At 72.5% G+C, this 24,276-nt stretch carries 20 protein-coding genes; 14 read left to right on the forward strand and 6 right to left on the reverse strand.

The window, feature by feature from the left end; translation table 11 throughout:
* The first annotated feature begins 123 nt into the window (after window positions 1–123).
* The 4 genes from hutU to hutI all read left to right on the forward strand — a co-directional run bounded on the left by hutU (window position 124) and on the right by hutI (window position 5,715).
* Window positions 124–1,785 (forward strand): urocanate hydratase, encoded by a 1,662-nt coding sequence (gene hutU / locus AC4BDD_RS18110; protein ID WP_490686487.1) that lies wholly within the window; start codon window positions 124–126, stop codon window positions 1,783–1,785.
* A gap of 74 nt (window positions 1,786–1,859) precedes the next feature.
* Window positions 1,860–3,047, forward strand: coding sequence for an allantoate amidohydrolase (locus AC4BDD_RS18115; protein WP_490691829.1), 1,188 nt, complete (start codon window positions 1,860–1,862; stop codon window positions 3,045–3,047).
* Entirely contained in the window at window positions 3,044–4,411 is a 1,368-nt protein-coding gene (locus AC4BDD_RS18120; protein WP_490691830.1) for a formimidoylglutamate deiminase, read from the forward strand. The genes AC4BDD_RS18115 and AC4BDD_RS18120 overlap by 4 nt, the downstream gene beginning before the upstream one ends.
* A 53-nt stretch (window positions 4,412–4,464) precedes the next feature.
* The gene (gene hutI, locus AC4BDD_RS18125; protein ID WP_490686488.1) at window positions 4,465–5,715 is read left to right on the forward strand and encodes an imidazolonepropionase; all 1,251 of its coding nucleotides are present in this window, start codon (window positions 4,465–4,467) and stop codon (window positions 5,713–5,715) included.
* Window positions 5,716–5,845: 130 nt separating this feature from the next.
* Here hutI and AC4BDD_RS18130 read toward each other — a convergent pair whose 3' ends face one another.
* Entirely contained in the window at window positions 5,846–6,805 is a 960-nt protein-coding gene (locus tag AC4BDD_RS18130) for an RNA polymerase sigma factor SigF (RefSeq protein ID WP_490686489.1), read from the reverse strand.
* Between the two features lie 256 nt (window positions 6,806–7,061).
* Between AC4BDD_RS18130 and AC4BDD_RS18135 the strand changes: the two genes are divergently transcribed.
* The 5 genes from AC4BDD_RS18135 (at window position 7,062) to AC4BDD_RS18155 (ending at window position 12,697) form a co-directional block, all read left to right on the forward strand.
* Complete coding sequence (locus AC4BDD_RS18135; protein WP_490686490.1) at window positions 7,062–7,430, forward strand: STAS domain-containing protein; 369 nt, start codon at window positions 7,062–7,064, stop codon at window positions 7,428–7,430.
* Between the two features lie 156 nt (window positions 7,431–7,586).
* Window positions 7,587–8,078 carry an ATP-binding protein gene (locus AC4BDD_RS18140; RefSeq protein ID WP_490686491.1) on the forward strand — a complete coding sequence of 164 codons (492 nt, stop codon included), beginning with the start codon at window positions 7,587–7,589 and terminating at the stop codon, window positions 8,076–8,078.
* 109 nt (window positions 8,079–8,187) lie between these two features.
* Window positions 8,188–8,931 carry an LPXTG cell wall anchor domain-containing protein gene (locus AC4BDD_RS18145; RefSeq protein ID WP_490686492.1) on the forward strand — a complete coding sequence of 248 codons (744 nt, stop codon included), beginning with the start codon at window positions 8,188–8,190 and terminating at the stop codon, window positions 8,929–8,931.
* 1,067 nt (window positions 8,932–9,998) lie between these two features.
* The gene (locus AC4BDD_RS18150; RefSeq protein ID WP_490691831.1) at window positions 9,999–11,234 is read left to right on the forward strand and encodes a neocarzinostatin apoprotein domain-containing protein; all 1,236 of its coding nucleotides are present in this window, start codon (window positions 9,999–10,001) and stop codon (window positions 11,232–11,234) included.
* A gap of 32 nt (window positions 11,235–11,266) precedes the next feature.
* Entirely contained in the window at window positions 11,267–12,697 is a 1,431-nt protein-coding gene (locus AC4BDD_RS18155; RefSeq protein ID WP_490686493.1) for a hypothetical protein, read from the forward strand.
* 2 nt (window positions 12,698–12,699) lie between these two features.
* Here the strand turns inward: AC4BDD_RS18155 and AC4BDD_RS18160 are convergent, their stop codons facing one another.
* Entirely contained in the window at window positions 12,700–13,737 is a 1,038-nt protein-coding gene (locus AC4BDD_RS18160) for an alpha/beta hydrolase (RefSeq protein WP_490686494.1), read from the reverse strand.
* A 132-nt stretch (window positions 13,738–13,869) separates the two neighbouring features.
* Window positions 13,870–15,396, reverse strand: coding sequence for a peptide MFS transporter (locus AC4BDD_RS18165; RefSeq protein WP_490686495.1), 1,527 nt, complete (start codon window positions 15,394–15,396; stop codon window positions 13,870–13,872).
* Between the two features lie 250 nt (window positions 15,397–15,646).
* Between AC4BDD_RS18165 and AC4BDD_RS18170 the strand changes: the two genes are divergently transcribed.
* Complete coding sequence (locus AC4BDD_RS18170) at window positions 15,647–16,327, forward strand: response regulator transcription factor (RefSeq protein WP_490686496.1); 681 nt, start codon at window positions 15,647–15,649, stop codon at window positions 16,325–16,327.
* A gap of 41 nt (window positions 16,328–16,368) precedes the next feature.
* Window positions 16,369–17,649: an ATP-binding protein gene (locus AC4BDD_RS18175; protein WP_490686497.1), complete on the forward strand. Its 1,281-nt coding sequence runs from the start codon at window positions 16,369–16,371 to the stop codon at window positions 17,647–17,649.
* Window positions 17,650–17,715: 66 nt separating this feature from the next.
* Here AC4BDD_RS18175 and AC4BDD_RS18180 read toward each other — a convergent pair whose 3' ends face one another.
* Window positions 17,716–18,225 carry a GtrA family protein gene (locus tag AC4BDD_RS18180; RefSeq protein WP_490686498.1) on the reverse strand — a complete coding sequence of 170 codons (510 nt, stop codon included), beginning with the start codon at window positions 18,223–18,225 and terminating at the stop codon, window positions 17,716–17,718.
* Window positions 18,226–18,410: 185 nt separating this feature from the next.
* On the opposite strand from AC4BDD_RS18180, the gene AC4BDD_RS18185 reads away from it, so the two are divergent.
* The 3 genes from AC4BDD_RS18185 to AC4BDD_RS18195 all read left to right on the forward strand — a co-directional run bounded on the left by AC4BDD_RS18185 (window position 18,411) and on the right by AC4BDD_RS18195 (window position 21,334).
* Window positions 18,411–19,541 carry a 5-(carboxyamino)imidazole ribonucleotide synthase gene (locus AC4BDD_RS18185; RefSeq protein ID WP_490691832.1) on the forward strand — a complete coding sequence of 377 codons (1,131 nt, stop codon included), beginning with the start codon at window positions 18,411–18,413 and terminating at the stop codon, window positions 19,539–19,541.
* Window positions 19,538–20,077, forward strand: coding sequence for a 5-(carboxyamino)imidazole ribonucleotide mutase (gene purE, locus AC4BDD_RS18190; RefSeq protein WP_490686499.1), 540 nt, complete (start codon window positions 19,538–19,540; stop codon window positions 20,075–20,077). Before AC4BDD_RS18185 ends, purE begins: the two co-directional genes overlap by 4 nt.
* A gap of 69 nt (window positions 20,078–20,146) precedes the next feature.
* On the forward strand, window positions 20,147–21,334 hold the full coding sequence (locus tag AC4BDD_RS18195; protein WP_490686500.1) for a dipeptidase: 1,188 nt from the start codon (window positions 20,147–20,149) through the stop codon (window positions 21,332–21,334).
* Window positions 21,335–21,395: 61 nt separating this feature from the next.
* Here AC4BDD_RS18195 and AC4BDD_RS18200 read toward each other — a convergent pair whose 3' ends face one another.
* Window positions 21,396–22,736, reverse strand: a complete 1,341-nt coding sequence (locus AC4BDD_RS18200; RefSeq protein WP_490686501.1) for a UDP-glucose dehydrogenase family protein — start codon at window positions 22,734–22,736, stop codon at window positions 21,396–21,398.
* A gap of 60 nt (window positions 22,737–22,796) precedes the next feature.
* Entirely contained in the window at window positions 22,797–24,194 is a 1,398-nt protein-coding gene (locus AC4BDD_RS18205; protein WP_490686502.1) for an LCP family protein, read from the reverse strand.
* Window positions 24,195–24,276: the final 82 nt, after the last annotated feature.

A 24,276-nucleotide genomic window follows, 5' to 3' on the forward strand; every position in this document is an offset into this window, starting at 1 on the left:
CGCCCCAGTCCGGACCGGTCACGGCCCCGTCGCGACGCGCCCTTCCCGACCCTGTTGACTAGAGGTATTCAGGAGCTTCAAGATGTGAATAACTCGATCCAGTCGATGAGAGGGAGGCATCCCATGTCAGGACCGCGACCCGTGCGGGCCCCGCGTGGTACGGAACTGAGCGCTCAGGGATGGCAGCAGGAAGCCGCGCTGCGGATGCTGCAGAACAACCTCGACCCGGAGGTGGCCGAGCACCCGGACAAGCTCGTCGTCTACGGCGGCACCGGCAAGGCCGCGCGGGACTGGCGGTCCTTCGACGCCATGGTGCGCACGCTGAAGACGCTGAAGCAGGACGAGACGATGCTCGTCCAGTCCGGCCGCCCGGTGGGCGTCATGCAGACCCACGAGTGGGCGCCGCGGGTGCTGATCGCCAACTCCAACCTGGTCGGCGACTGGGCCAACTGGGAGGAGTTCCGCCGCCTGGAGCAGCTGGGCCTGACCATGTACGGCCAGATGACCGCCGGCTCGTGGATCTACATCGGCACCCAGGGAATCCTCCAGGGCACCTACGAGACCTTCGCCGCCGTCGCCGCCAAGAAGTTCGGCGGGTCGCTGGCCGGGACGATCACGCTCACCGCCGGCCTCGGCGGCATGGGCGGCGCCCAGCCGCTGGCGGTCACCATGAACGACGGTGTGGCGATCTGCATCGACTGCGACCCGCGCGCCATCGAGCGCCGGATCGAGCACCGCTACCTGGACGTGAAGGCCGACAACCTGGGGCACGCCCTCCAGCTCGCCGTCGAGGCGCGCGACCAGCGCAAGCCGCTGTCCATCGGCGTGCTGGGCAACGCGGCGGAGCTGGTCCCGCAGCTGCTCGCGATGGGCGCGCCGATCGACATCGTGACCGACCAGACCTCCGCCCACGACCCGCTGGCCTACCTCCCGCTCGGCGTGGCCTTCGAGGACATGGCCGACGCCGCCGCCAAGGACCCGGCGGGCTTCACCACCAGCGCCCGCGAGTCCATGGCCAAGCACGTCGAGGCGATGGTCGGCTTCATGGACGCCGGGGCCGAGGTCTTCGACTACGGCAACTCCATCCGGGGCGAGGCCCAGCTCGCCGGCTACGACCGGGCCTTCGCCTTCCCCGGCTTCGTGCCCGCCTACATCCGCCCGCTGTTCTGCGAGGGCAAGGGCCCGTTCCGCTGGGCCGCGCTCTCCGGCGACCCGGCCGACATCGCCAAGACCGACAAGGCGATCCTCGACCTCTTCCCGGAGAACGAGTCCCTGGCCCGCTGGATCAAGCTGGCCGGCGCGCGGGTGCACTTCCAGGGCCTGCCCGCCCGTATCTGCTGGCTCGGCTACGGCGAGCGCGACAAGGCCGGCGAGCGCTTCAACGACATGGTGGCGAGCGGGGAGCTGGCCGCGCCGCTGGCGATCGGCCGCGACCACCTGGACTGCGGCTCGGTGGCCTCCCCGTACCGCGAGACCGAGGCCATGCTGGACGGCTCGGACGCCATCGCCGACTGGCCGCTGCTCAACGCCATGGTCAACGTCGCCTCCGGTGCGTCCTGGGTCTCCATCCACCACGGCGGCGGCGTCGGCATGGGCCGCTCCATCCACGCGGGCCAGGTCACGGTGGCCGACGGCACCAAGCTGGGTGGCGAGAAGATCCGCCGGGTGCTGACCAACGACCCGGGCATGGGCGTGATCCGGCACGTCGACGCGGGATACGACATCGCCGAGCAGGTCGCCGACGAGCGCGAGGTGCGCGTGCCGATGCGCGAGGGTGACGCGTGATGCGTGCGGCCGCGCACGAAACGGAAACCCCTGGCGGGGGTGGCGTGCCGTCGCCGGGTGCGGGTTTCCACGAGATGTGGAAGGACCTGCTGCCGATCGGGCGGAACGCCGAAAGCGGCGGGTACCGCCGCTTCGCCTGGACGGAGGCCGACCGGGACTGCCGTGAGTGGTTCCGCGCGCAATCCGAGGCGCGCGGCCTCACCTACGAGGTGGACCGCAACGGCAACCAGTGGGCCTGGCTCGGCGACCCGGCCGCCGGGGACGCCGTGGTCACCGGCTCGCACCTGGACTCCGTCCCGGACGGCGGCGCCTTCGACGGCCCGCTGGGCGTCGTCTCCTCCTTCGCCGCGCTCGACGAGCTCCGCTCCCGGCAGGCGCGGCCGACCCGGCCGCTGGCCATCGTCAACTTCGGCGACGAGGAGGGCGCCCGCTTCGGGCTGGCCTGCGTCGGTTCCCGGCTGGCCGCCGGGCAGCTGACCGTCGAGGCCGCCCACCGGCTGCGGGACGCCGACGGGATCAGCCTGCCGCGGGCGATGGAGCGCGCCGGGTACGACCCGGAGGCGATCGGAGCCGACCCCGAGCGGCTCGGCCGGATCGGCGCCTTCGTCGAGCTCCATGTGGAGCAGGGCCGGGCCCTGGACCTCTCCGGTAACCCGGTCGGCATCGCCTCCGCGATCTGGCCGCACGGCCGCTGGCGGTTCGATTTCCACGGCGAGGCCAACCACGCCGGCACCACCCGGCTGGAGGACCGGCGCGACCCCATGCTGACCTACGCCAACACCGTGCTCGCGGCGCGTAAGAAAGCCAAGATCGCCGGGGCGCTGGCGACCTTCGGGAAGGTCAGCGTCGAGCCGAACGGCGTCAACGCCATCCCCTCCCTGGTCCGCGGCTGGCTGGACTCCCGGGCCGCCGACCAGGAGACCCTGGACGCCGTCATCGCCGAGATCGAACGCGCCGCGGTCGAGCGCGGCGCCCGCGACGGGGTCGACGTGACCGTGACCCGCGAGTCGTTCACCCCGGTCGTGGAGTTCGGGCACGCGCTGCGGGACCGGCTCTCCGGGCTGCTCGGCGAGGTGCCCGTGCTGCCCACCGGCGCCGGACACGACGCGGGCATTTTGTCCGCGTCGGTGCCCACCGCCATGCTGTTCGTACGGAACCCCACCGGCGTCTCGCACTCGCCCGCCGAGGCGGCGGCCGAGGACGACTGCCTCGCCGGAGTGACCGCACTCGCCGACGTACTGGAGGGCCTCGCGTGTCACTGACGACGCAGACCTACTGGGCGGAGCACGCCCTGCTGGCCCCCCGGCCGGGCCGGCCCGGCCAGGTCACCCATGTGGAGCCGGGCGTGCTCATCGAGAGCGATGCCGACGGACGGATCGCCGCGGTGACCACCGGGGTCGCCGCCCCGCCGGTCGGCGCCGTCTCGCTGCGCGGCCTCACCCTCCCCGGGCTGGCCAACGCCCACTCGCACGCCTTCCACCGCGCGCTGCGCGGCACCGTGCAGGTCGGCAGCGGCACTTTCTGGACCTGGCGCGAGGTGATGTACCAGTTCGCCTCCCGGCTCACCCCCGACTCGTACTTCGCGCTGGCCCGGGCGGTGTACGCGGAGATGGCGCTGGCGGGCATCACCTGCGTCGGCGAGTTCCACTACGTGCACCACGCCCCCGGCGGCACCCACTACGCGGACCCCAACGCCATGGGCGAGGCCCTGATCGAGGCCGCCGCCGAGGCCGGCATCCGCATCACCCTCCTGGACACCGCGTATCTCTCCGCCGGCTTCGGCGAGCCGCCCAGCCGGCCCCAGCTCCGCTTCAGCGACGGCACCGCCGATGCCTGGGCGGAGCGGGCCGCCGCGCTCACCGACCGCCCGCACGCCCGGATCGGCGCCGCGATCCACTCCGTCCGCGCGGTGCCCGCGGCCCAGCTGTCCACCGTCGCCCGGTGGGCCGCCGACCGGGCCGCCCCGCTGCACGTCCACCTCTCCGAGCAGACCGCCGAGAACGACGCCTGCCTGGACGCGCACGGCTGCACCCCCACCCGGCTGCTCGCCGACCACGGCGCGCTGGGGCCCCGCACCACCGCGGTGCACGCCACCCACCTCACCGCCGAGGACATCCAGCTGCTCGGCGGCAGCGGCACCGGCGTGTGCATGTGCCCCACCACCGAGCGTGACCTGGCCGACGGGATCGGCCCGGCCGCCGCGGTGCAGAGCGCCGGCAGCCCGCTCAGCCTGGGCAGCGACAGCCACGCCGTGATCGACCTGCTCGAAGAGGCCCGCGCCATGGAGCTGGACGAGCGGCTTCGCACCCGTACCCGGGGCCACTGGACGGCGGCCGCGCTGCTGCGCGCCGCCACCGCCGACGGGCACGCCGCGCTCGGCTGGGGAGCCGCCGGCCGGATCGAGGCGGGCGCGCTCGCCGACCTCACCACCATCGCGCTGGACTCGGTGCGCACCGCGGGGCCGCTGCCCCGGCTGGGCGCCGAGACGGCCGTGTTCGCCGCGACCGGCGCGGACGTCCGGCACACCGTCGTCGGCGGCCGCCATATCGTGCGGGACGGGCACCACCAGCTGGTGCCGGAGGTCCCCAAGGCCCTGTCCGAGTCCATCGACGCGCTACGCGGCTGACGCGTCGTAGCGCGCGTCGCCGCACGAGTCGTCGCTCAAGGAGAGCATTCGCGATGAGCCCCCAGCCCCCCGCGCACACCCCGGCCGGACCCGGCACCGCGGCCACGACCGCCATCACCGGCATCGGCCTGCTGGTCACCAACGACCCCGCCTTCGCCTCCGGCCTGGGCGACCCGGCGCTCGGCGCGGGTCCGCTCGGTCTGGTCAAGGACGCGGCGGTCGTCATCGAGGGCGACCGCATCGCCTGGGTCGGTCCGTCAAGCAAGGCACCCGCCACCGACAACCGGTTCGACGCGCAGGGCCGGGCCATGATCCCGGGGTTCGTCGACTCCCACTCCCACCTGGTCTTCGCGGGCGACCGCACCGAGGAGTTCAACGCCCGGATGTCGGGCCGTGGTTACAGCGCCGGTGGCATCCGCACCACGGTGGCCGCCACCCGCGCCGCCTCCGACCAGGCTCTGGACGCCAATGTGGCGCGCTTCGTCCGCGAGGCGCGCCGCCAGGGCACCACCACGATCGAGATCAAGTCCGGCTACGGTCTCACCACCGAGGACGAGGCCCGCGCCCTGGACATCGCCGCCGATCACACTGACGAACTCACCTATCTGGGCGCGCACATCGTCGCCCCGGAGTTCGCCGACCGTCCGGAGGCCTATGTCGAGCTGGTCACCGGCCCGATGCTGGACGCCTGCGCGCCGCGCGCCCGGTGGATCGACGTCTTCTGCGAGCAGGGCGCGTTCGACGGCGACCAGGCCCGGACCATCCTCACCGCGGGCGCCGCGCGCGGCCTGACCCCCCGGGTGCACGCCAACCAGCTCTCCTTCGGGCCCGGTGTGCAGCTCGCGGTCGAGCTCGGCGCCGCCTCCGCCGACCACTGCACCCACCTCACCGACGCGGACGTGGACGCCCTGGCGAGCGGCAGCACGGTCGCCACGCTGCTGCCCGGCGCGGAGTTCTCCACCCGGGCCACCTACCCCGACGCCCGGCGGCTGCTGGACGCGGGCGTCACCGTGGCCCTGTCGCCCGACTGCAACCCCGGCTCGTCCTTCACCAGTTCGATGCCGTTCTGCGTGGCGCTGGCCGTCCGCGACATGCGGATGACCCCCGACGAGGCGGTGTGGGCGGCCACCGCGGGCGGCGCCGCGGCCCTGCGCCGCACCGACATCGGCCGGATCAGCCCGGGCGCCCGCGCCGATCTGGCCCTGCTGGACGCCCCCTCGCACGTCCACCTCGCCTACCGTCCCGGCGTCCCGCTGGTCTCGGCGGTCTGGGCGGCCGGCCGGCTGAGCGGGGACGGCGTCTGAGCCACCGCGCACACCGCGCAACACCGCGCGCACGGCACACACGGCAGAAGGGCCCGCCCCGGATCACCGGGGCGGGCCCTGCGTTCTCTCGCCGTCCGCGGGAGTCAGGCGCCGTCTGCGCCGTCGGCCCTCACTCCTCGACCATCAGCCCCCTGCGCAGCCGCACCAGGGTGCGCGAGAGCAGACGGGAGACGTGCATCTGGGAGATGCCCAGCTCCTCGCCGATCTCGGACTGCGTCATGTTCGCCACGAAGCGCAGCGAGAGGATCGTCCGGTCGCGCGGGGCGAGTTCGGCGATCATCGGCTTGAGCGACTCGACGTACTCGATGCCCTCGAGACCGTGGTCCTCGTAGCCGATGCGGTCCGCGAGCGCGCCCTCGTTCTCGTCCTCCTCCGGCTGGGCGTCCAGCGAGCTCGCGGTGTACGCGTTGCTCGCGGCCATGCCCTCGACGACCTCGTCGGGCGTGATGTCCAGCCGCTCGGCCAGTTCACCGACGGTCGGTGCCCGGTCGAGCCGCTGTGCCAGCTCGTCCCCGGCCTTGGCCAGGTCCAGTCGCAGCTCCTGGAGCCGCCTGGGCACGCGCACGGACCAACTGGTGTCCCGGAAGAAGCGCTTGATCTCGCCGACGATGGTCGGCATCGCGAAGGTGGGGAACTCGACGCCCCGGCTGAGCTCGAAGCGGTCGATGGCCTTGATCAGGCCGATGGTGCCGACCTGGACGATGTCCTCCATCGGTTCGCTGCGGGAGCGGAACCGGGCGGCGGCGAACTTCACCAGCGCGAGGTTGAGTTCGACCAGGGTGTTGCGGACGTACGCGTACTCGTGCGTCCCTTCCTCGAGCACTTCGAGGCGCTCGAAGAGAGTCTTGGAAAGTGCCCTCGCGTCCACCGGTCCCACCTCGTCGTACGGCGGGATCTCGGGCAGTTCCTCGAGGAACTCGGCCTGCCCGGGCACGGTGGGGTCCTCATGGGCTCCCTCGTGCGAGCGGGCCTGCGAGGGGGTCGACGTCGCGGTGGCCGCGCCGCGGGCGGTGCCCTCGGCGGCGTCCTCGTGGGTAAAGGAGCGCGATTCGTCGAGCTGGGGTGACATGGTGTCTCCTCCATCATTCTCGGCATATGGCAGCCGAAGCCATAAACGTTCTTCCTGCGGTGAGCGGCGCCTCCAAAGCCGGCCGTTGTTTGCGTGTGTCTTTACTACGCCTACCGGTATCCACCCGACGATGGCAAGTCCAGGATGTCCGTATTTGGTGATGGATGTGAATTGTTCGGGTACCGGAGCGCGTAGGGAAGGCGTAGTGTTCAAGGCGCGCAATCGAAAGCAACGAGACGCCAGAAGAGGTGCGCACATGGACCGCGGGATGGTCGGCAGCACAAGCAAGGGCCGGCTCCAGGTCGAGGTTCGCCACCACGGGGCGAGTGCGGTCGTGACGCCGGTGGGTGAGCTTGACCACCACACCGCCGAGGCGCTGCGTGAACCGCTGGAGAAAAGCCTGGAGGAGGGGCGGGTCCGTCTGGTCGTGGACTGTTCACGACTGGACTTCTGTGACTCCACCGGCCTCAACGTCCTGCTCGGAGCCCGCCTGAAGGCGGAGGCCGAGGGGGGCGGGGTCCACCTCGCCGCGATGCGGCCTGTTGTCGCTCGGGTGTTCGAGATCACGGGGGCGGACGCCGTCTTCACCGTGCACGACACCTTGGCGGCAGCGCTCGACGAATGAGCAGTGAATTGATTCACGCGTTGCCTCCGCCACACCGCTCATACCGAAGAAGTGGGTGTTCTCACGCTTTGGCCGGGCAGGAGACAGCTGAATCCGTTGAGCACGCGAGATAAACCATGTCCCCTGAATTCGGCGAATCGGTGAGGTGAAGCGCTGATGAGCACCACCCGGCCGTACCCACCGGGCGACCTCGGCCCGGAGTCGGACGGCGCCGCCGCTGGGCCGGCTGCGCCGCCGACCGGCCAGGTCCGCAGACTCCGCCTGACCGAGGCCAGCGGCGCAGTGCCGCGCGCCCGCGACTTCACCCGGCAGGCGCTGCGTGACTGGGGGTGGCTGCCCGCGGCCAACGCCGACCAGCGCGCCGCCGCCGAGGACGTCCTGCTGGTCGTCTCGGAGCTCGTCACCAATGCCTGCCTGCACGCGGAGGGCCCCGAGGAACTGCGGGTCAGCTGCCACGGCAAGGTGCTCCGCCTGGAGGTCGCCGACCTCGGCGCCGGTACGCCCGCACCCCGCACCCCGCACCGGGCCGGGCGGCCGGGCGGGCACGGGATGTTCATCGTGCAGCGGCTCTGCCTGGACTGGGGCGTCGTCCGGCACCCCGACACCAGCGGCAAGACGGTCTGGGCGGAGCTCGCGGCACCCGCCTGAAGCAGGCCGGATTCTCATCCGGCGCGTTCTCTCTCTTCCTGTCTCAAGGTCCCCGGCGTACCGTCAGCGGCCGATCTGATGTGCCGTCAGCAACGGGAGGGGAACCGACGTGCCCCACTCTTCACGCCGCGCACTCGCCGCCGCCGCACTGGTCGGCCCCGCTGCGCTCCTGACCCTCACCGCCCCCGCCGCGCGCGCCGACACGGTGGACGTCGACTACCAGTGCAAGACCCCCATCGGCGAGAAGGGGGCGGTGTCGCCGATCGCCATCACCAGCAAGCGGAGCGGCGAGACCTACCAGCTCACCATGGCCTTCGAGAAGGGCGTCTCCTCCAGCCCGGTGGAACTGGGCAAGGGCGCGATGAAGCCCAGCGCGCTGATCGCGCTGGGCGGCGCGGCCTCCGGCACGGTCGCGGTCAGCGGCCCGGCCAACACCGAGGCCATCCCCGCGAACACCCCCATCAAAATCAGTGACCTGACGGGCGCTTACACCCCGAAGAAGAGCGGCAAGGTCACCTTCACCGCCTCCACACTGACCATCAAGGCGCTCGGCACCACGACCACCTGCCGGCCCAAGAACACCCCCAAACCCTCACTGACGCTGGACGTGCGGGGCCCGGGCGGCTCCACGGCGACCGGCGGCTCCGGGGCCTCCGGGGGAGCGGGGGGTTCCGGAGGCTCGGGCGGATCGGGCGCCTCCGGCTCCTCCGGGGGAGCGGGCGACGACGCGGGGACCCTGCCGCAGACCGGACCCGCCGACTCCGCGATCGCGCTGGGCACCCTCGGCGGAACGGTCCTGCTCACCGGAGTGGCCGGAACCCTCTGGCTCACCCGCCGCCGCGCCCCGAGCTGACCCTCCCTCACCCCCTCAGGGGCCACAGGGAACCCCCTCGGCCAGAGCGCCCGAGCCCCGACTCGGGAGCCGCAGCCACGCCACTGGAGCCGCCGATGACGCCCGGCACCGCCCCGACCCGTCGGACACCCCCCGGTGCGCCGCCCGCGCCGGCGGTGGTGCCGGCCGTGGCGCTGGCCGTCATCGCCACCGTCATCGCCGCGCTGCTCGGCGGCGCGCCGGCGGCACGGGCGGTCCCGTCGGCCCCGCATGCGCCCGCCGCGGCGCAGTGGTCGGCCGCACCCGCGGGCGGCGGGGGCCGGGCCTACTTCTACCTGGAGGGGCGGCCCGGGGCCGTCCTGAAGGACACCCTCTCGATCAGCAACCCCACCGCCCGGCCCCGCACACTCCGGCTGCGGGGCGCCGCCGCCGGAACGGGCACCGCCGGCTCACCGGCGCCCTGGATGGCGTTCGCGGTGCGGCGGGTGACGGTGCCCCCGCGCACCCGTGCCGACGTCCCGTTCACCGTGACGGTCCCGCTGGACGCCGCGCTCGGCGACCACCCGGGCACGGTACGGGTCACCGGCGGCGGCCGGGAGGAGCGGCTCGACGTACGGCTGCGGGTGAGCGGACGGCCGCTCGCCGCGCTCTCCGTCGAGGACATGAGGGTCGTCGCCCACCGGGACGGCGGCGCGGTGATCCACTACGTGCTGGTCAACCGGGGCAACACAACGCTGGCGCCCCGGCTGGAAGTCCGCGCGGAGGGGCTCTTCGGCGAGGTGCTGCACCGTGGCTCCCGCCCGCTGCCGGTGACCCTCCGGCCCGGCAAGCGCCTGCCGCTCACCGAGCGGTGGCGTGACGCCCCCGGGCTGGACGCGGTGGACGTGACGCTGACCGCGACGGCGGACGGCGGCGCCCGCTCCTCGGCGACCGCCGCGTACACCGCCGTACCGGGCTGGGCCTGGGCGCTGGGGGCCGCCCTGGCGGCGGTCACGGCCGGCGCGTGCGGCGTGGGCCTGCGGCGATGGCGGCGCGCGCGGCGTCGGCGGCGGGGACGTGGGGGCCCGGGCGGGCGTCCGGGCATACGGATGCGGTGGTCCGGGACGGCACGGGCGCGCCGCCGACCGCGAGCGGCGTCGGCGGCGCGCACGGCGCGGGCCGCGGTGCTGCTGCCCGCGGTGCTCGGCCTGGTGGTGGTCTGCGGGGCGGGCGGCACCCCGGCCGTCGTCCGGGACCGGGTGGAGGACCTCGCCGGATCCCGCATCGACCACGCCCGAACAGGCTGGGATCGGGCCGACCGGGAGCCGTCCGTCACGCTGGACCCGGCCAAGGCGGGCAAGGGCGGCACGATCACCGTGCGCGGGACGGGCTGGCGGCCCGGCGCCCTGCTCACCCTGCTGATCTGCGGGCAGAACATGATCGGCGGTACCAACTCCTGCGCGAACGCCGCCGGCCGGGCCGTCACCGCCGACGCGGTCGGGTCCTTCTCCCGCCGGCTGCCCGTCGTCGGGCCGCCCAAGCCCTGCCCCTGCGTCGTCCACGTGGCCACGGTCACCGGCGAACCAGCCGCCGCCGACGCGGCCCTCACCCTCCGCGGCCATCGCGTGGCACCACTGCCCAGGGACACCGGCGGGGAGCGGCTGAGCGTGCTGTCGGCGCGGCTGGACGGGACGAGCACCCCGCTCACCTGGTTCGGCGCACCGGCGCGCCGGAAGCTCGTCCTCACCATCGGCAATCTCGGCTCCGCCCCGGCCCGCGACCCGGTCTTCGAGGTGGGCACCTCGCATGGCGTCCTGGCCCCCGAATGGGCGGAGCAGCAATGGCGCGGGACCATTCCGGCGGGCCGGAAGACGCAGGTCACGCTGGATGTCGAGCTGCCGGCCGGCGCCCATGGTGACTATCTGGTCTCGCTGCGGTACGGGAAGCGGACTCTGGTGGAGCAGCCCTGGTCGGTGGGGCGGCCCTGGGGCGTGACGCTCTTCTGGGTGCTGCTCTGCCTGGTGATCCCGGCCGGTGTCTTCCGGGTCGGGATGGCCGTGGTGGACCGGATCCGGCCGCGCACCGCCCCCACGGACCCCGGGGAGCCCGCCGCTTCCACGAGCCGCCGGGATGCCGCCGCTTCCACGAGCCGCCGGGAGCCCGCTGCCCCCGCCCGCCCCGCCCGCGAGGCCAAGAGCGCCGCGCCGTCGTCGCACCCGGCGGCGCTGCCCTGGTTCGCCCCGGACACCCAGCCCCGGCCGGACCGGGGGCGTCGGGCGCGTTCCGGGCGTACCGAGGATCCGCACCGTCCGACGACCGAACCACCCGGAAGGGGATCTGCGTGAGTACGGAACGGAGAGTGAGTACGGAACGGAGAGTGAGTGCGGCGGCCGTCGCGCTGCTGCTCGGCGGCGCGGGAGTGCTGTGGGCCGGGGGACCCGCGCGGGCCGCCGAGGTGTCGTACCAGACGGAGTGCGTGCCGCCGCCGATCTCGGGCCTGCCACCGGTGCAGGGCACCACCAAGGTGGATGTGCGGGCTCCGGCGACGGCCAAGGTCGGCGACGAGGTCGAGGTGGTGTGGAAGACGGTCTCGGCCGCCTCCAGGAATCCCGACATCCTCGACCTGGAGAAGGACACCGTCAAACCCACCGGCACCATCACGCTGGGCGGGGCGCAGACCGGCGAACTCCGGGTCGAGGGCCCGCGCCAGAACCCGCCGATCCCGAAGAACAGCCCGATGGTGCTCTCCGACATGAAGGCCAAGGTGAAGCTGACGGCGGCCGGGGAGGTCACGTTGACGCCCGGCTTCTACAACATCAACGTCAGCAAGCCGCTCTCCACGGACACCAAGTGCACGCCGAAGGAGGCGGTGAAGCCCGCGGCCACCATCAAGGTCACCGGCGACGGCGGCACCACCGGCGGCACGAGCGGCGGCACCACCGGCGGGACGACGGGAGGCACCACCGGCGGGACGACCGGCGGGACGACGGGAGGTACCACCGGGGGTACGAGCGGCGGCACCACCGGCGGCAGTACCGGCGGCACCACCGGTGGGACCACCGGCGGGACCGCGACCGGTGGCACCACCGGCGGCGGTGACCCCGGTGGCGGTTCCCACACCGGTAAGGAGATCGAGGTCGACTACGCCTGCAAGACGCCCATCGGCGACAAGCGCGCCGTCTCCCCGGTGCGCGTCGACGCCAAGGGGAAGAGCGGCAGCGGCGCGTTCGACCTGACCGTGAAGTTCGCCAAGTCGGTGATGGACAGCCCGGCCGACATCCCCGCCGGCTCGGTCAAACCGTCGATGGCGGTGGTGGTCGGCGGCGCGGACAAGGGCACCGTCACCGTCGAGGGACCGCTCAACAAGGAGCCGATCAAGGCCGGGGACCCGATCGCGATCCCGGACCTCACCGGCACCTACAAGCCCGGCGCCGACGGCAAGGCGACGCTGAGCCCCGGCGTGCTGACCGTGAAGGCACTCGGCACGACCACCACCTGCACCCCGGTCAAGGACCCCGGAGTGTCGCTGGAACTGGACACCACGGCCCAGCCCGGTGGCGTCTCGGGCGGCACCGGCGGCTCCGGCGGGAGCGGCGGCGGTACGGGCGGAGCCACCGGCGGGTCCGCGGCCTCCGGAGGCTCCGGCACCAGCGGCTCCGGAGGCACCAGTGGTGGCCTTGCCAACACCGGGGCGAGCGACCACGGCGGGCTGAAAGCACTGGGGCTGATCGGCGGAACGGTCATGCTGCTGGGCACCGGGCTGCTCACCCTCACGGCGTGGCGGCGCTCACCGCGTCCCCGCCGCTGACCTCAGCCGGAGTGCTCGCGGGCCCAGGCGAGGACCAGCGCCAGCACCTCCGGCTCCCGGAGCAGCGCGGCCCCGTGCGCGCTGCCCGGGACGAGCTCGACCACCATGTCCCGCTCCGCCATGCCCGCCGCGCGCTCGGCCTCCGCGAGGTCGTCCGAGTGCGCGACGGGCACGAAGTCCTCCGCCGAGTGCAGCAGGTACATCGGCGCGTCATCCGCGCCCGAGGCGTGGCCGCCGACCGCCGCGTCCCGCCACACCCGCCGGCAGGCCGACCGCCGTGAGTCGGGTCGGCAGCCGGCCAGCCGCTCCGCCTCCCGCCGCAGCACGCGCTGCTCGGCCCGCGCGCCCGGCCGCCCGCCGTCCTGCCAGGCGCGGTGCGGGGAGGCCACCGGGGAGAGCCCGATCACGCCGGACACCCGGGCGCCGCCCGCCCCGTAGGCCCCCACCGAGGCCGCGATCTGCCCGCCCGCCGAGGACCCGAGGAGGAGCAGCCGGTCCGGTGCCACCCCGAACCCGTCGGCATGGCGCCGTACCCAGCCCAGCGCGGCCAGCAGATCATCGCGCTGGGCGGGCCAGCGGGCGTCGGAGTTGAGCCGGTAGTCGACGTCGAAGACCACGAAGCCCAGGGTGGCGAAGGTGCGCGCCCAGCTCTCCCAGTCCGTGTCGTGCGCCCAGTAGCCGCCGTGGACGATCAGCAGGCCGGGGGCGGGGCCGACCGGCGCCACCTCCGGCGGCAGGCCGTACGCCGCGTACGCGGTGAGCCGCTGCCGCGCGTGGCCGCCGTAGGGATAGGTCCCCACGGGCCCCACCGCCCGCACGGCCGGCACCGCCCGCACGGTCCGCACCGCAGACACCGCAGGTACGGCCGGCACCGCGGGTACGGCCGACACCGCGGGCACGGCCGGCACCGCGTGCACCACCCCCGGGGCGTCGTGGGCCGGGGCGGTCGCCGGGGAGAGGGCCAGCGAGCAGCCCAGGAGCAGCGCCACGCAGAGCGCGCGGCGGGCCGGCGTCCGGCCGGACCTACGACGGGTCGCCATCACCGCCATATCGTCCGCGGCGCCCGGACCACCCCGCACCCGCAGCGCGCCGATCGGGTGGCGCGGAACGCGAAGAGGGCCCGGCGCGCATCCGCGCCGGGCCCTCTACCGGTCAGACCGCCCCTACAGGGCTCAGCTGGCGTCCGCCAGCTCGGCGATCCGCTTGCGGTACATCCACACCGCGACACCGGCCAGCACCGCCAGCGCCGCCTGCGCCGCGATGATGCCCACGCCGCTGAGGTCCACCTCGGCGATGGACAGCAGACCGGTGGTGCAGTCACCGGCGGTGACGGCCAGGAACCACACACCCATCATCTGGCTGGCGTACTTCTGCGGGGCCATCTTGGTGGTCACCGAGAGGCCGACCGGGGAGAGGCACAGCTCACCGATGGTCTGGATCATGTAGATCGAGATCAGCCACAGCGGGGTGACCTTGCCGCCGTCGTCGGCCATCTGCATCGGCACGACGAAGACGAAGAACGAGGCACCGATGGCGACCAGCGCCATGGCGAACTTCACCGTGGTGTTCGGCTCCCGGTTGCGCCGTGCCAGGTACAGCCACATCCAGGAGAAGACCGGGGCCAGCGCCATCACCCACAGCGGGTTCACCGACTGGAACCAGGAGGTGGAGAAGTGGAAGCCGAGGACGCTGTCCGTGGTCTTCTTCTCGGCGAAGGCGGACATCGTCGAGCCGCCCTGGTCGAAGATCATCCAGAAGACGGCCGCGGCCACGAAGAACCAGATGTAGCCGCTCATCTTCCGCTGCTCGAGCGGCGAGAGGTCCTTGTCGCGCTTGATGCGGAGCAGCACCCCGGCCGGGATGATCAGGCCCGCGATGGTGATCGGGACCAGCGCCCAGTTCAGCGTCCAGTGGCCGGAGACCCCGACGACCGTGTAGAAGACCGCGGCGATGGCGAGCCAGATCAGGCCCTTGCGCAGCCAGGAGTTGCGCTCCGCGACGGTCAGCGGCGTCGGCACGACGCTGGAGCGCGGGGAGAGGTGGCGGGTGCCGATCAGGAACTGGATCAGGCCCATCGCCATGCCCGCCGCGGCGAGCGCGAAGCCCAGGTGCCAGTTGTGCTCCTCACCGACGGTGCCGATGACCAGCGGGGCGGCGAAGGCACCGATGTTGATGCCCATGTAGAAGACGGTGAAGCCACCATCCCGGCGCGGGTCGTCCGGGCCGTCGTAGAGGTGGCCGACCATCGTGGAGATGTTGGCCTTCAGCAGACCGGAGCCGAGCGCCACCAGCGCCAGGCCGACGAAGAACATCGCCTGGCCGGGCACGGCCAGGCACAGGTGGCCGGCCATGATGATGCTCGCCGCGATGGTGACCGTCTTGCGCGGGCCCCAGACCCGGTCGCCGATCCAGCCGCCGGGCATCGCCAGCAGGTAGACCAGGGCGACGTAGACGGAGTAGATGGCCGTGGCGTCCAGCTTGTCCATGCCCAGCCCGCCGCCCTGGCTGCCCTTGTCGGCGTCCGGGCCGCCGGAGAGCAGGTACAGAACGAGCAGGGCGCGCATGCCGTAGTAGCTGAAGCGCTCCCACATCTCGGTCATGAACAGAGTGGCCAGGCCGCGGGGGTGGCCGAAGAAGGATCTCTCGCTGACCGGGGTGTTGCCCCGGCTCGCGCCGTCCTTCGTCAGGCTGGACGCCATGCTGATTCCTTCGGTTGTTCGCTCTGTGGGGGGCGGCTGGAGTGCCAGCCGGGCACAAAGAAGACCTCCGGCGCGTCGTGTGCGCCAAAGGTCTTCGGTCGTGCTACAGACGTCCCGTCACGATAGTCCCGTCCTGGTCAAGAATGGGCGGGATGAGAGATACGTCACGGGTGGTGCACGCAACTGTTCACGTTTTACCGGTGGAACAGTGCGTATCCGAGTCCCTACCCCATCGGACTACCATCACTCCATGACCCGAGTACTGCTCGCTGAGGATGACGCATCCATCTCGGAGCCGCTCGCCCGCGCACTGCGCCGCGAGGGATACGAGGTCGAGGTGCGGGAGGACGGACCGACCGCTCTGGACGCCGGGCTCCAAGGGGGAGTCGACCTTCTCGTCCTCGACCTGGGTCTGCCGGGGATGGACGGCCTGGAGGTATGCCGCCGGCTGCGCACCGAAGGCCACGGCTTCCCGGTGCTGGTGCTCACCGCCCGCGCCGACGAGGTCGACACCGTGGTCGGCCTGGACGCCGGCGCCGACGACTACGTCACCAAGCCCTTCCGCCTCGCCGAACTGCTCGCCCGCGTCCGGGCCCTGCTGCGGCGCGGAGCCGCCGAGGCCCAGGCGCAGCAGCCGACCACGCACGGGGTGCGGATCGACGTCGAGTCGCACCGCGCCTGGATGGGCGACGAGGAGCTCCAGCTCACCGCCAAGGAGTTCGACCTGCTGCGGGTGCTGGTGCGCGACGCCGGCCGGGTCGTCACCCGCGACCAGCTGATGCGCGAGGTCTGGGACACCACCTGGTGGTCGTCGACCAAGACCCTGGACATGCACATCTCCTGGCTGCGCAAGAAGCTCGGCGACGACGCCGCCAACCCGCGCTACATCGCCACCGTGCGCGGCGTGGGTTTCCGCTTCGAGAAGAGCTGAGCCTTTACGCCCCCTCGCGACAAACCGGCCCGGAGGGCACTGTGCGCCGCCGTCTGATCAACTCCACGCTCGCCGTGGTGCTCGTCGTCATCGCCGTCTTCGGCGTCTCGCTGGTGATCGTGGAGACCCGCACCATCGAGAACAGCGCCCAGGAGAGCGTGGAGTCCGACGCGGTGCGCCTGGTCTCCATCGTCGACAGCAGGCTGATCGGCGGCGAGGGCATCACCCCCCGGGTGATGCGCGAGCAGATCGGGTCCGGCCGCTACGCCCGGATCAGCATCCCCGGCCGTGATGTGGTCGAGGTCGGCGAGCGGCCCGGCGGCAGCGTCATCGCCTCCCGGAAGGTCGGCGACCAGGGCGAGAGCGTGCTGGTCGAGGCGGACCGCTCGACGGTGAGCAAGGAGGTCGGCCGGACCCTGCTGATCATCGCCGCGGTGGCGCTGCTCGCCGTACTGGCCGCCGTCCTGCTGGCGGTGCGGCAGGCGCACCGGCTCTCCGCGCCGCTGACCGACCTCGCCGAGACCGCCGAGCGGCTGGGCTCCGGCGACCCGCGCCCCCGCCACCGCCGTTACGGGGTGCCGGAGCTGGACCGGGTCGCCGATGTGCTGGACAGCAGCGCGGAACGCATCGCCCGGATGCTCACCGCCGAGCGGCGCCTGGCCGCCGACGCCTCCCACCAGCTGCGCACCCCGCTGACCGCGCTGTCCATGCGACTGGAGGAGATCACGCTCACCGACGACCCGGAGACGGTCAAGGAAGAGGCGACGATCGCGCTGGGCCAGGTCGAGCGGCTCACCGACGTGGTGCAGCGGCTGCTCACCAACTCCCGGGACCCGCGCACCGGGTCCGCCGTCGCCTTCGACCTCGACGAGGTGGTCAAGCAGCAGATCGAGGAGTGGCGGCCGGCGATGCGCAGCGAGGGCCGGGCCATCGTGCGCTCCGGCAAGGAGGGGCTGCGGGCCGTCGGCACCCCCGGTGCGGTCGCCCAGGTGCTGGCCACGCTGATCGAGAACTCGCTGATGCACGGGGACGGCACGGTCGCGATCCGCACCCGGGTCACCGGCAACCAGGCGGTGGTGGAGGTCACCGACGAGGGCCCGGGGGTCTCGCCGGACCTCGGCGCCCGGGTCTTCGAGCGCACCGTCAGCGGACGGAACTCCACCGGTCTGGGGCTGGCCGTCGCCCGCGATCTGGCCGAGGCGGACGGTGGACGGCTGGAACTGCTCCAGGGCCGGCCACCGGTCTTCGCGCTCTTCCTGAGCCGCGCCGGGGTCACCCCCGGGCAGCGCCCGGAGGAGGACCAGGCGACAGAGGGCCCCTGAAGCCGGGAAGGCCGGGGGGAAGGCAGGGAAGGTGATCAGGCGGCGGACGCGGTGTGACCCCGTCGGCTACTTCTTCGAGGCGGCGGCGTCGGCCTCGCTGAGAAACGATTCCGCTGCCGCGACGGCCTCCGTGCCCTCCCGGACCGGCAGCGCCCGGAAGACCCAGGTCCGGTAGGACCAGAAGCGGAAGAGGGTGGCGACTCCGATGCCGATGAACTTGAACACGTTGCTCTGCAGCCGGCTGTCCCAGCCGAAGCCGTACGTCGTGGCGTAGAGCAGGCCGTTCTCGATGACCAGCCCGACCGCGCTGAAGAGCATGAAGAGGGTGAGCTCCCGGGTGCGTCCGCTCTTGTCGCGCTCCCGGTAGGTGAAGTAGCGGAAGCCCACGTAGTTGAAGACGATCGCGACGGCGGTCGCGACGATGCCGGCCCGGACCATCGGCAGGTCGGTGGTGTGCCGCACGAGGTTGAAGACGCCGAGGTTCACCAGGACGCCGATCCCGCCGACCGCGCCGAACTTCGCGATCTCCCGGAGGAACTGATCCACCTGTGCGCGCAGCGTGCGCTGTTCACTCATGGTGATCGCTCAGCCCCGTCCGATCGGCAAACACAACACGGGCCATGCTAACCAGCGCTCCTGAGTGCTGCCCGCAAGTGTCGTCATTCGGGCGCCGGCGACGTATCTGGAGGATCGTCCAAGGGCGGGCCGGAGCCGGTGCGCGGGGCGTTTACTCTGGGGAGGTGACTTTCCCGGTAGTCGGCATGGTCGGCGGTGGCCAGCTCGCCCGTATGACCCACGAGGCAGGCATCCCGCTCGGCATCAGGTTCAAGCTGCTCAGTGACACTCCGCAGGATTCGGCGGCCCAGGTGGTCAGCGACGTCGTCATCGGCGACTACCGCGACCTGGAAACCCTTCGTGCTTTCGCACAAGGCTGCGATGTGGTCACCTTCGATCACGAACATGTGCCCGCCGGGCATCTGCGCACCCTGGAGGCGGAAGGCGTCGTCATCCGCCCTGGCGTCGAGGCGCTGCTGCACGCCCAGGACAAGGGTGTGATGCGCGCCAAACTGACCGAGATCGGGGTGCCCTGCCCCCGGCACCGCATCGTGAGCGACCCCGCCGACGTCGCGGCCTTCGCCGCCGAGGGCGCCGGATTCCCGGTGATCCTCAAGACCGTGCGCGGCGGCTACGACGGCAAGGGCGTCTGGGTGGTGCGCGACGAGGCGGAGGCCGCCGAGCCGTTCCGCGCCGGCGTCCCGGTGCTGGCCGAGGAGAAGGTCGACTTCGCGCGCGAGCTGGCCGCCAACGTCGTACGGTCCCCGCACGGCCAGGCCGTCGCCTACCCGGTGGTGGAGTCCATCCAGACCGACGGCGTGTGCGACACCGTCATCGCTCCCGCCCCCGGGCTCTCCGACGAGCTGTCCGCCCAGGCCCAGCAGCTCGCGCTGCGGGTCGCCCAGGAGCTGGACGTCGTCGGCCATCTCGCGGTCGAGCTCTTCGAGGCCGTGACGCCCGACGGCGAGCACCGCCTCCTCGTCAACGAGCTGGCGATGCGCCCGCACAACTCCGGGCACTGGACCCAGGACGGCGCGGTCACCTCGCAGTTCGCCAACCATGTGCGCGCCGTGCTGGACCTGCCGCTGGGCGATCCGCGTCCGCGCGCCAGGTGGACCGTGATGGCCAATGTGCTGGGCGGCGACTACCCGGACATGTACGCCGCCTACCTGCACTGCATGGCCCGCGACCCGGGGCTGAAGATCCACATGTACGGCAAGGACGTGAAGCCAGGCCGTAAGGTCGGCCATGTCAACACCTATGGCGACGACCTGGCCGAGGTGCGCGAGCGCGCCCGGCACGCCGCCGACTACCTCAGAGGGACCATCACCGAATGAGCAACACCTCCTCTCTCGGCCCCGTCGTCGGCATCGTCATGGGCTCCGACTCCGACTGGCCGGTCATGGAGGCCGCGGCCAAGGCCCTCGACGAGTTCGAGATCGCCTACGAGGTCGATGTCGTCTCCGCGCACCGGATGCCGCGCGAGATGGTCGCCTACGGCGAGAACGCCGCCTCCCGCGGCCTGAAGGCGATCATCGCGGGCGCGGGCGGCGCCGCCCATCTGCCAGGCATGCTCGCCTCCGTCACCCCGCTGCCGGTCATCGGTGTGCCGGTCCCGCTGAAGTACCTCGACGGCATGGACTCCCTGCTGTCCATCGTGCAGATGCCCGCCGGCGTGCCGGTGGCCACGGTCTCCGTCGGCGGCGCGCGCAACGCCGGCCTGCTCGCCGCCCGGATCCTCGCCAGCCACGACCCGGAACTGCTGGAGCGGATGCGGCACTTCCAGGACGAGCTGAACGAGCAGGCCACCGAGAAGGGCAAGCGACTGCGCGCGAAGGTGGACGGCGCGGGCCGCTTCGGCTTCGCCAAGTGACACCGCGGCGGTGGGCGGGGCCGCCGGCGCTCGCGTGACTTCGCGCGTCCCACCCATGAGGATGGGGCGATGACCGATCTTCTCGCACGGGCACGTGAACTGCTGACCGCCCACCCCGTGGTCGACGGGCACAACGACCTCCCGTGGGCGCTGCGCCAGCACGTCCGGTACGACCTCGACCGGCTCGACATCGCCGCCGACCAGCGCGGCCGGCTGCACACCGACATCCCCCGGCTGCGCGCGGGCGGGGTCGGCGCGCAGTTCTGGTCGGTCTACGTACGCTCGGACTTCAGCGGCGACGACGCGGTGAGCGCCACCCTGGAACAGGTCGACCTGGTCCGGCAGTTGACCGAGCGCTACCCGGAGGACCTGCGGCTCGCGCTCACCGCCGACGACATGGAGGCGGCCCGCCGGGACGGCCGGATCGCCTCCCTGATGGGCGCCGAGGGCGGGCACAGCATCAACTGCTCACTGGCCACCCTGCGCGCCCTGTACGCGCTGGGCGTCCGCTATATGACGCTCACTCACAACGACAACGTCCCCTGGGCCGACTCGGCGACCGACGAGCCCGCGGCGGGCGGCCTCACCCGCTTCGGCGAGGAGGTCGTCCGCGAGATGAACCGGCTGGGCATGCTCGTCGACCTCTCGCACGTCTCGGCCGGCACCATGCGCGACGCGCTCCGGGTGACCGCCGCCCCGGTGGTCTTCTCGCACTCCTCGGCGCGCGCCGTCTGCGACCACCCGCGGAACATCCCGGACGACGTGCTGGCCCAGCTGCCCGCCAACGGCGGCCTGGCGATGGCTACCTTCGTGCCGAAGTTCGTCCTGCCGGAGGCGGTCGCCTGGACCCGCGCCGCGGACGAGAACATGCGCGCCCACGGGCTGCACCCGCTGGACACCACGGAGAAGGCCATGGCGGTGCACCGGGCCTTCGAGGAGTCCCACCCGCGCCCGGTGGCGACCGCCGGGACCGTCGCCGACCACCTGGACCACATGCGCGAGGTGGCCGGCATCGACCACATCGGCATCGGCGGGGACTACGACGGCACCGCCTTCACGCCCGCCGGACTCGAGGACGTCGCCGGCTACCCGAACCTGGTGGCCGAGCTGCTGGACCGCGGTTGGTCGACCGCCGACCTGGCCAAGCTCACCTGGGGCAACGCGGTACGGACGCTGCGCGCGGCCGAGGACGTGGCGCGCGACCTACGGGCGACCACCGGCCCGTCCATCGCCACCATCGACCAGCTGGACGGCTAGCGGGTGCCGGGCCTGGCCGCCGGGACGCCGCTCAGCTGCGCCCGGCCGCCGGGACGGCCGCTCAGGCGCGGGGGCGGCCCATCGCGCGGAAGTCCCAGCCCGCGTCCCGCCACTGCGCCGGGTCGAGCGCGTTCCGGCCGTCCAGGATGCGCCGCTCCGCGGCCACCTCGCCCAGCTCGGCCGGGTCCAGCTCACCGAACTCGCGCCACTCCGTCAGGTGCAGCACCACATGCGCGCCGCGCACCGCGTCCAGCGCGGTCGGCGCGTACCCCAGGGTGGGGAAGAGGGCGCGGGCGTTGTCCATGCCCTTGGGGTCGAAGACCGTCACCTGGCCGCCCTGGAGGTGGATCTGCCCGGCGACGTTGAGCGCGGGGGAGTCCCGAACGTCGTCGGAGTCGGGCTTGAAGGTGGCGCCGAGCACCGCGACCCGCTTGCCGAGGAAGCCGCCGCCGACCGCCTCGCGGGCCAGCTCCACCATGTGCCCACGGCGCCGCATGTTGATCGAGTCGACCTCGCGCAGGAAGGTCAGCGCCTGGTCCGCGCCCACCTCGCCGGCGCGCGCCATGAACGCCCGGATGTCCTTGGGCAGGCAGCCGCCGCCGAAGCCGATGCCGGCGCGCAGGAACTTCTTCCCGATCCGCTCGTCGTGGCCGATGGCCTCGGCCAGCTTCACCACATCGCCGTCCGCGGCCTCGCAGACCTCGGCCATCGCGTTGATGAAGGAGATCTTGGTGGCGAGGAAGGAGTTGGCGGCCGTCTTCACCAGCTCGGCGGTCGGGAAGTCGGTGACCACGAACGGCGAGCCCTCGGCGACCGGTGTGGCGTACACCTCGCGCAGCTGCTTCTCGGCCCGGTCGCTGGTGACGCCCACCACGATGCGGTCCGGGTGCAGGGTGTCCCGCACCGCGAACCCCTCGCGCAGGAACTCCGGGTTCCACGCCAGCTCCGCCTCGGCGCCCGCCGGGGCCAGCTCGGCCAGCCGGGCCGCCAGCCGCTCCGCGCTGCCGACCGGCACCGTCGACTTGCCGACCACCAGCGCCGAGCGGCGCAGATGGGGGGCGAGCGACTCCACGGCGTTGTCCACGTAAGCCATGTCGCAGGCGTACTCGCCGTGCTTCTGCGGCGTGTTCACGCAGATGAAGTGGATGTCGCCGAACTCCGCCACCTCCTCGTAGGAGGTGGTGAACCGCAGCCGGCCCGTCGAGCCCTCGATCCCGGCGACATGCCGCCGCAGCAGCTCCTCGAGACCCGGCTCGTACATCGGCACCCGGGCCGCGGCGAGCATCGCGATCTTCTCCGGGACCACGTCCATCCCCAGGACCTCGAAGCCCAGCTCGGCCATGGCCGCGGCGTGGGTGGCGCCGAGGTAGCCGGTGCCGATCACGGTGATCTTGAGGGCCATGCGGGACTCCAGGTACGAACGGGCTAGATGCGCTGCCTGAGCATAGTCCGGCCCGCCGGGTCAGTTACCGGAGACCGTGACCTTCTCGTCATTGTTCAGCTGCTGGACCAGCTGCTTGACCTTGGCCTGGTCCCACAGCAGGTTCCCGCCCTTGCTGCCCGCCAGCGGCATGTTCATGGAGGTGCCGTCGCCGCCGGAGACGCCCTTCATCGCCCAGAACATCTCCGCCAGGTCGAACAGGTCCATGTCCTTGTCGACGATCACGGTGTCCAGACCGGCGCTCATGGTCGGGTAGAGCTTGAAGGGGTTGAGGATGGTCCCCGGGGTCGCCGTCTGGCTGGCCAGGGCCGACAGGAACTTCTGCTGGTTCTTGGTGCGGTCCAGGTCGCTGCCGGGCAGCGCGTAGCGGGTGCGGACGAAGGCCAGCGCCTGCTCGCCGTTGAGGGTCTGCTTGCCCGCCTCGAAGTCCGCGCCGGACTTCTTGTCCTTGAAGCCCTTGGGGATGTCCAGCTCGACGCCGCCGACCGAGTCCACGATGTCGGCGAAGCCGCCGAAGCCGATCTCCGCGTAGTGGTCGATGCGCAGCCCGGTGTTGTGCTCCACGGTGCGCACCAGCAGCTGCGGGCCGTCGATGGCGTAGGCCGCGTTGAGCTTGTTCTCGCCCAGCGCGTTGCGGAGCTTGCCCGATTCCGAGCCCTGGAACTTCGGTATGACCACGTTGGAGTCGCGCGGCAGCGAGATCATGGTGTTCCCGTTGTCACCGACGTGCAGGATCATCATCGAGTCGGTGCGCTTGCCCTCGGCCGAGCCGGTGTGGAGCTTCTTCTTCTCCTCGGCCGACATGCCCTCGCGGCTGTCCGAGCCCACGATCAGGTAGTTCGTTCCGGACCCGCCCTCGGGCCGGTCTATGACGTTGCTCAGGTCGACCTCGCGCCGCAGCTTGGAGTCGGCCCAGAAGTAGGTGCCGACCGACACCACGATCAGCAGGCCCAGGAAGCTGACCAGCCCGATGGTGATCCGCTTCTTCCAGTTCTTCGGCCGGGCCGGCCTGGCCGGCCGGGGCGGGCGTCCGCCAGGGCCGCCGCCCTGCCCGGGGGAGCCGTCGCCGTGGCCGCCCGGGCCGCCGGGGCCGCCCGGGCCGTTGGCGGTGCCGTGGCCGTAGACCTGTCCGGTGTTGTAGCCGTCGTCGTAAGGGTCCTGGGAGTCGTATCCGCCGTTCGGCGGGCCGCCTATCTGCTGGTTCTGCTGCGGCCCGCTCCGGCGGGGCGAGAGCTCCGGGGGCAGCGGCGGCTCGGTGTGCGGCTGCCGGTGGGCACCGGGAGCGCCGCCGGGAGCGCCGCCGGGAACGTTCCGCCGCACCTGCGGCATGGCGCGGGCGGCCTCCGGCTCGGCGGCGCCGCTGCCGCGTCCGTACCGTTCCCTGCCGTCGCTGGTCCACCCGTCGGGCCACTGGTTCATGGGAGGAGTGTGCCCGCTCTGCCCGGAGGGCTTACAGGCCGGGTACTGGTTCGGGTCTCTGCTGTTGCAGACCTGATGCAAA

The organism is Streptomyces sp. JLBT605, assembly GCF_058215555.1.

What these genes read in the sequence shown, in the direction of transcription:
- AC4BDD_RS18165 (WP_490686495.1), bottom strand. Translation starts at nt 15,396, where the DNA reads ATGGCGTCCAGCCTGACGAAGGACGGCGCGAGCCGGGGCAACACCCCG.
- AC4BDD_RS18185 (WP_490691832.1), top strand. Translation starts at nt 18,411, where the DNA reads ATGGTCGGCGGTGGCCAGCTCGCCCGTATGACCCACGAGGCAGGCATC.
- purE (WP_490686499.1), top strand. Translation starts at nt 19,538, where the DNA reads ATGAGCAACACCTCCTCTCTCGGCCCCGTCGTCGGCATCGTCATGGGC.
- AC4BDD_RS18170 (WP_490686496.1), top strand. Translation starts at nt 15,647, where the DNA reads ATGACCCGAGTACTGCTCGCTGAGGATGACGCATCCATCTCGGAGCCG.
- AC4BDD_RS18135 (WP_490686490.1), top strand. Translation starts at nt 7,062, where the DNA reads ATGGACCGCGGGATGGTCGGCAGCACAAGCAAGGGCCGGCTCCAGGTC.
- hutU (WP_490686487.1), top strand. Translation starts at nt 124, where the DNA reads ATGTCAGGACCGCGACCCGTGCGGGCCCCGCGTGGTACGGAACTGAGC.
- AC4BDD_RS18195 (WP_490686500.1), top strand. Translation starts at nt 20,147, where the DNA reads ATGACCGATCTTCTCGCACGGGCACGTGAACTGCTGACCGCCCACCCC.
- AC4BDD_RS18140 (WP_490686491.1), top strand. Translation starts at nt 7,587, where the DNA reads ATGAGCACCACCCGGCCGTACCCACCGGGCGACCTCGGCCCGGAGTCG.
- AC4BDD_RS18130 (WP_490686489.1), bottom strand. Translation starts at nt 6,805, where the DNA reads ATGTCACCCCAGCTCGACGAATCGCGCTCCTTTACCCACGAGGACGCC.
- hutI (WP_490686488.1), top strand. Translation starts at nt 4,465, where the DNA reads ATGAGCCCCCAGCCCCCCGCGCACACCCCGGCCGGACCCGGCACCGCG.
- AC4BDD_RS18200 (WP_490686501.1), bottom strand. Translation starts at nt 22,736, where the DNA reads ATGGCCCTCAAGATCACCGTGATCGGCACCGGCTACCTCGGCGCCACC.
- AC4BDD_RS18205 (WP_490686502.1), bottom strand. Translation starts at nt 24,194, where the DNA reads ATGAACCAGTGGCCCGACGGGTGGACCAGCGACGGCAGGGAACGGTAC.
- AC4BDD_RS18180 (WP_490686498.1), bottom strand. Translation starts at nt 18,225, where the DNA reads ATGAGTGAACAGCGCACGCTGCGCGCACAGGTGGATCAGTTCCTCCGG.
- AC4BDD_RS18150 (WP_490691831.1), top strand. Translation starts at nt 9,999, where the DNA reads ATGCGGTGGTCCGGGACGGCACGGGCGCGCCGCCGACCGCGAGCGGCG.
- AC4BDD_RS18115 (WP_490691829.1), top strand. Translation starts at nt 1,860, where the DNA reads ATGTGGAAGGACCTGCTGCCGATCGGGCGGAACGCCGAAAGCGGCGGG.
- AC4BDD_RS18160 (WP_490686494.1), bottom strand. Translation starts at nt 13,737, where the DNA reads ATGGCGACCCGTCGTAGGTCCGGCCGGACGCCGGCCCGCCGCGCGCTC.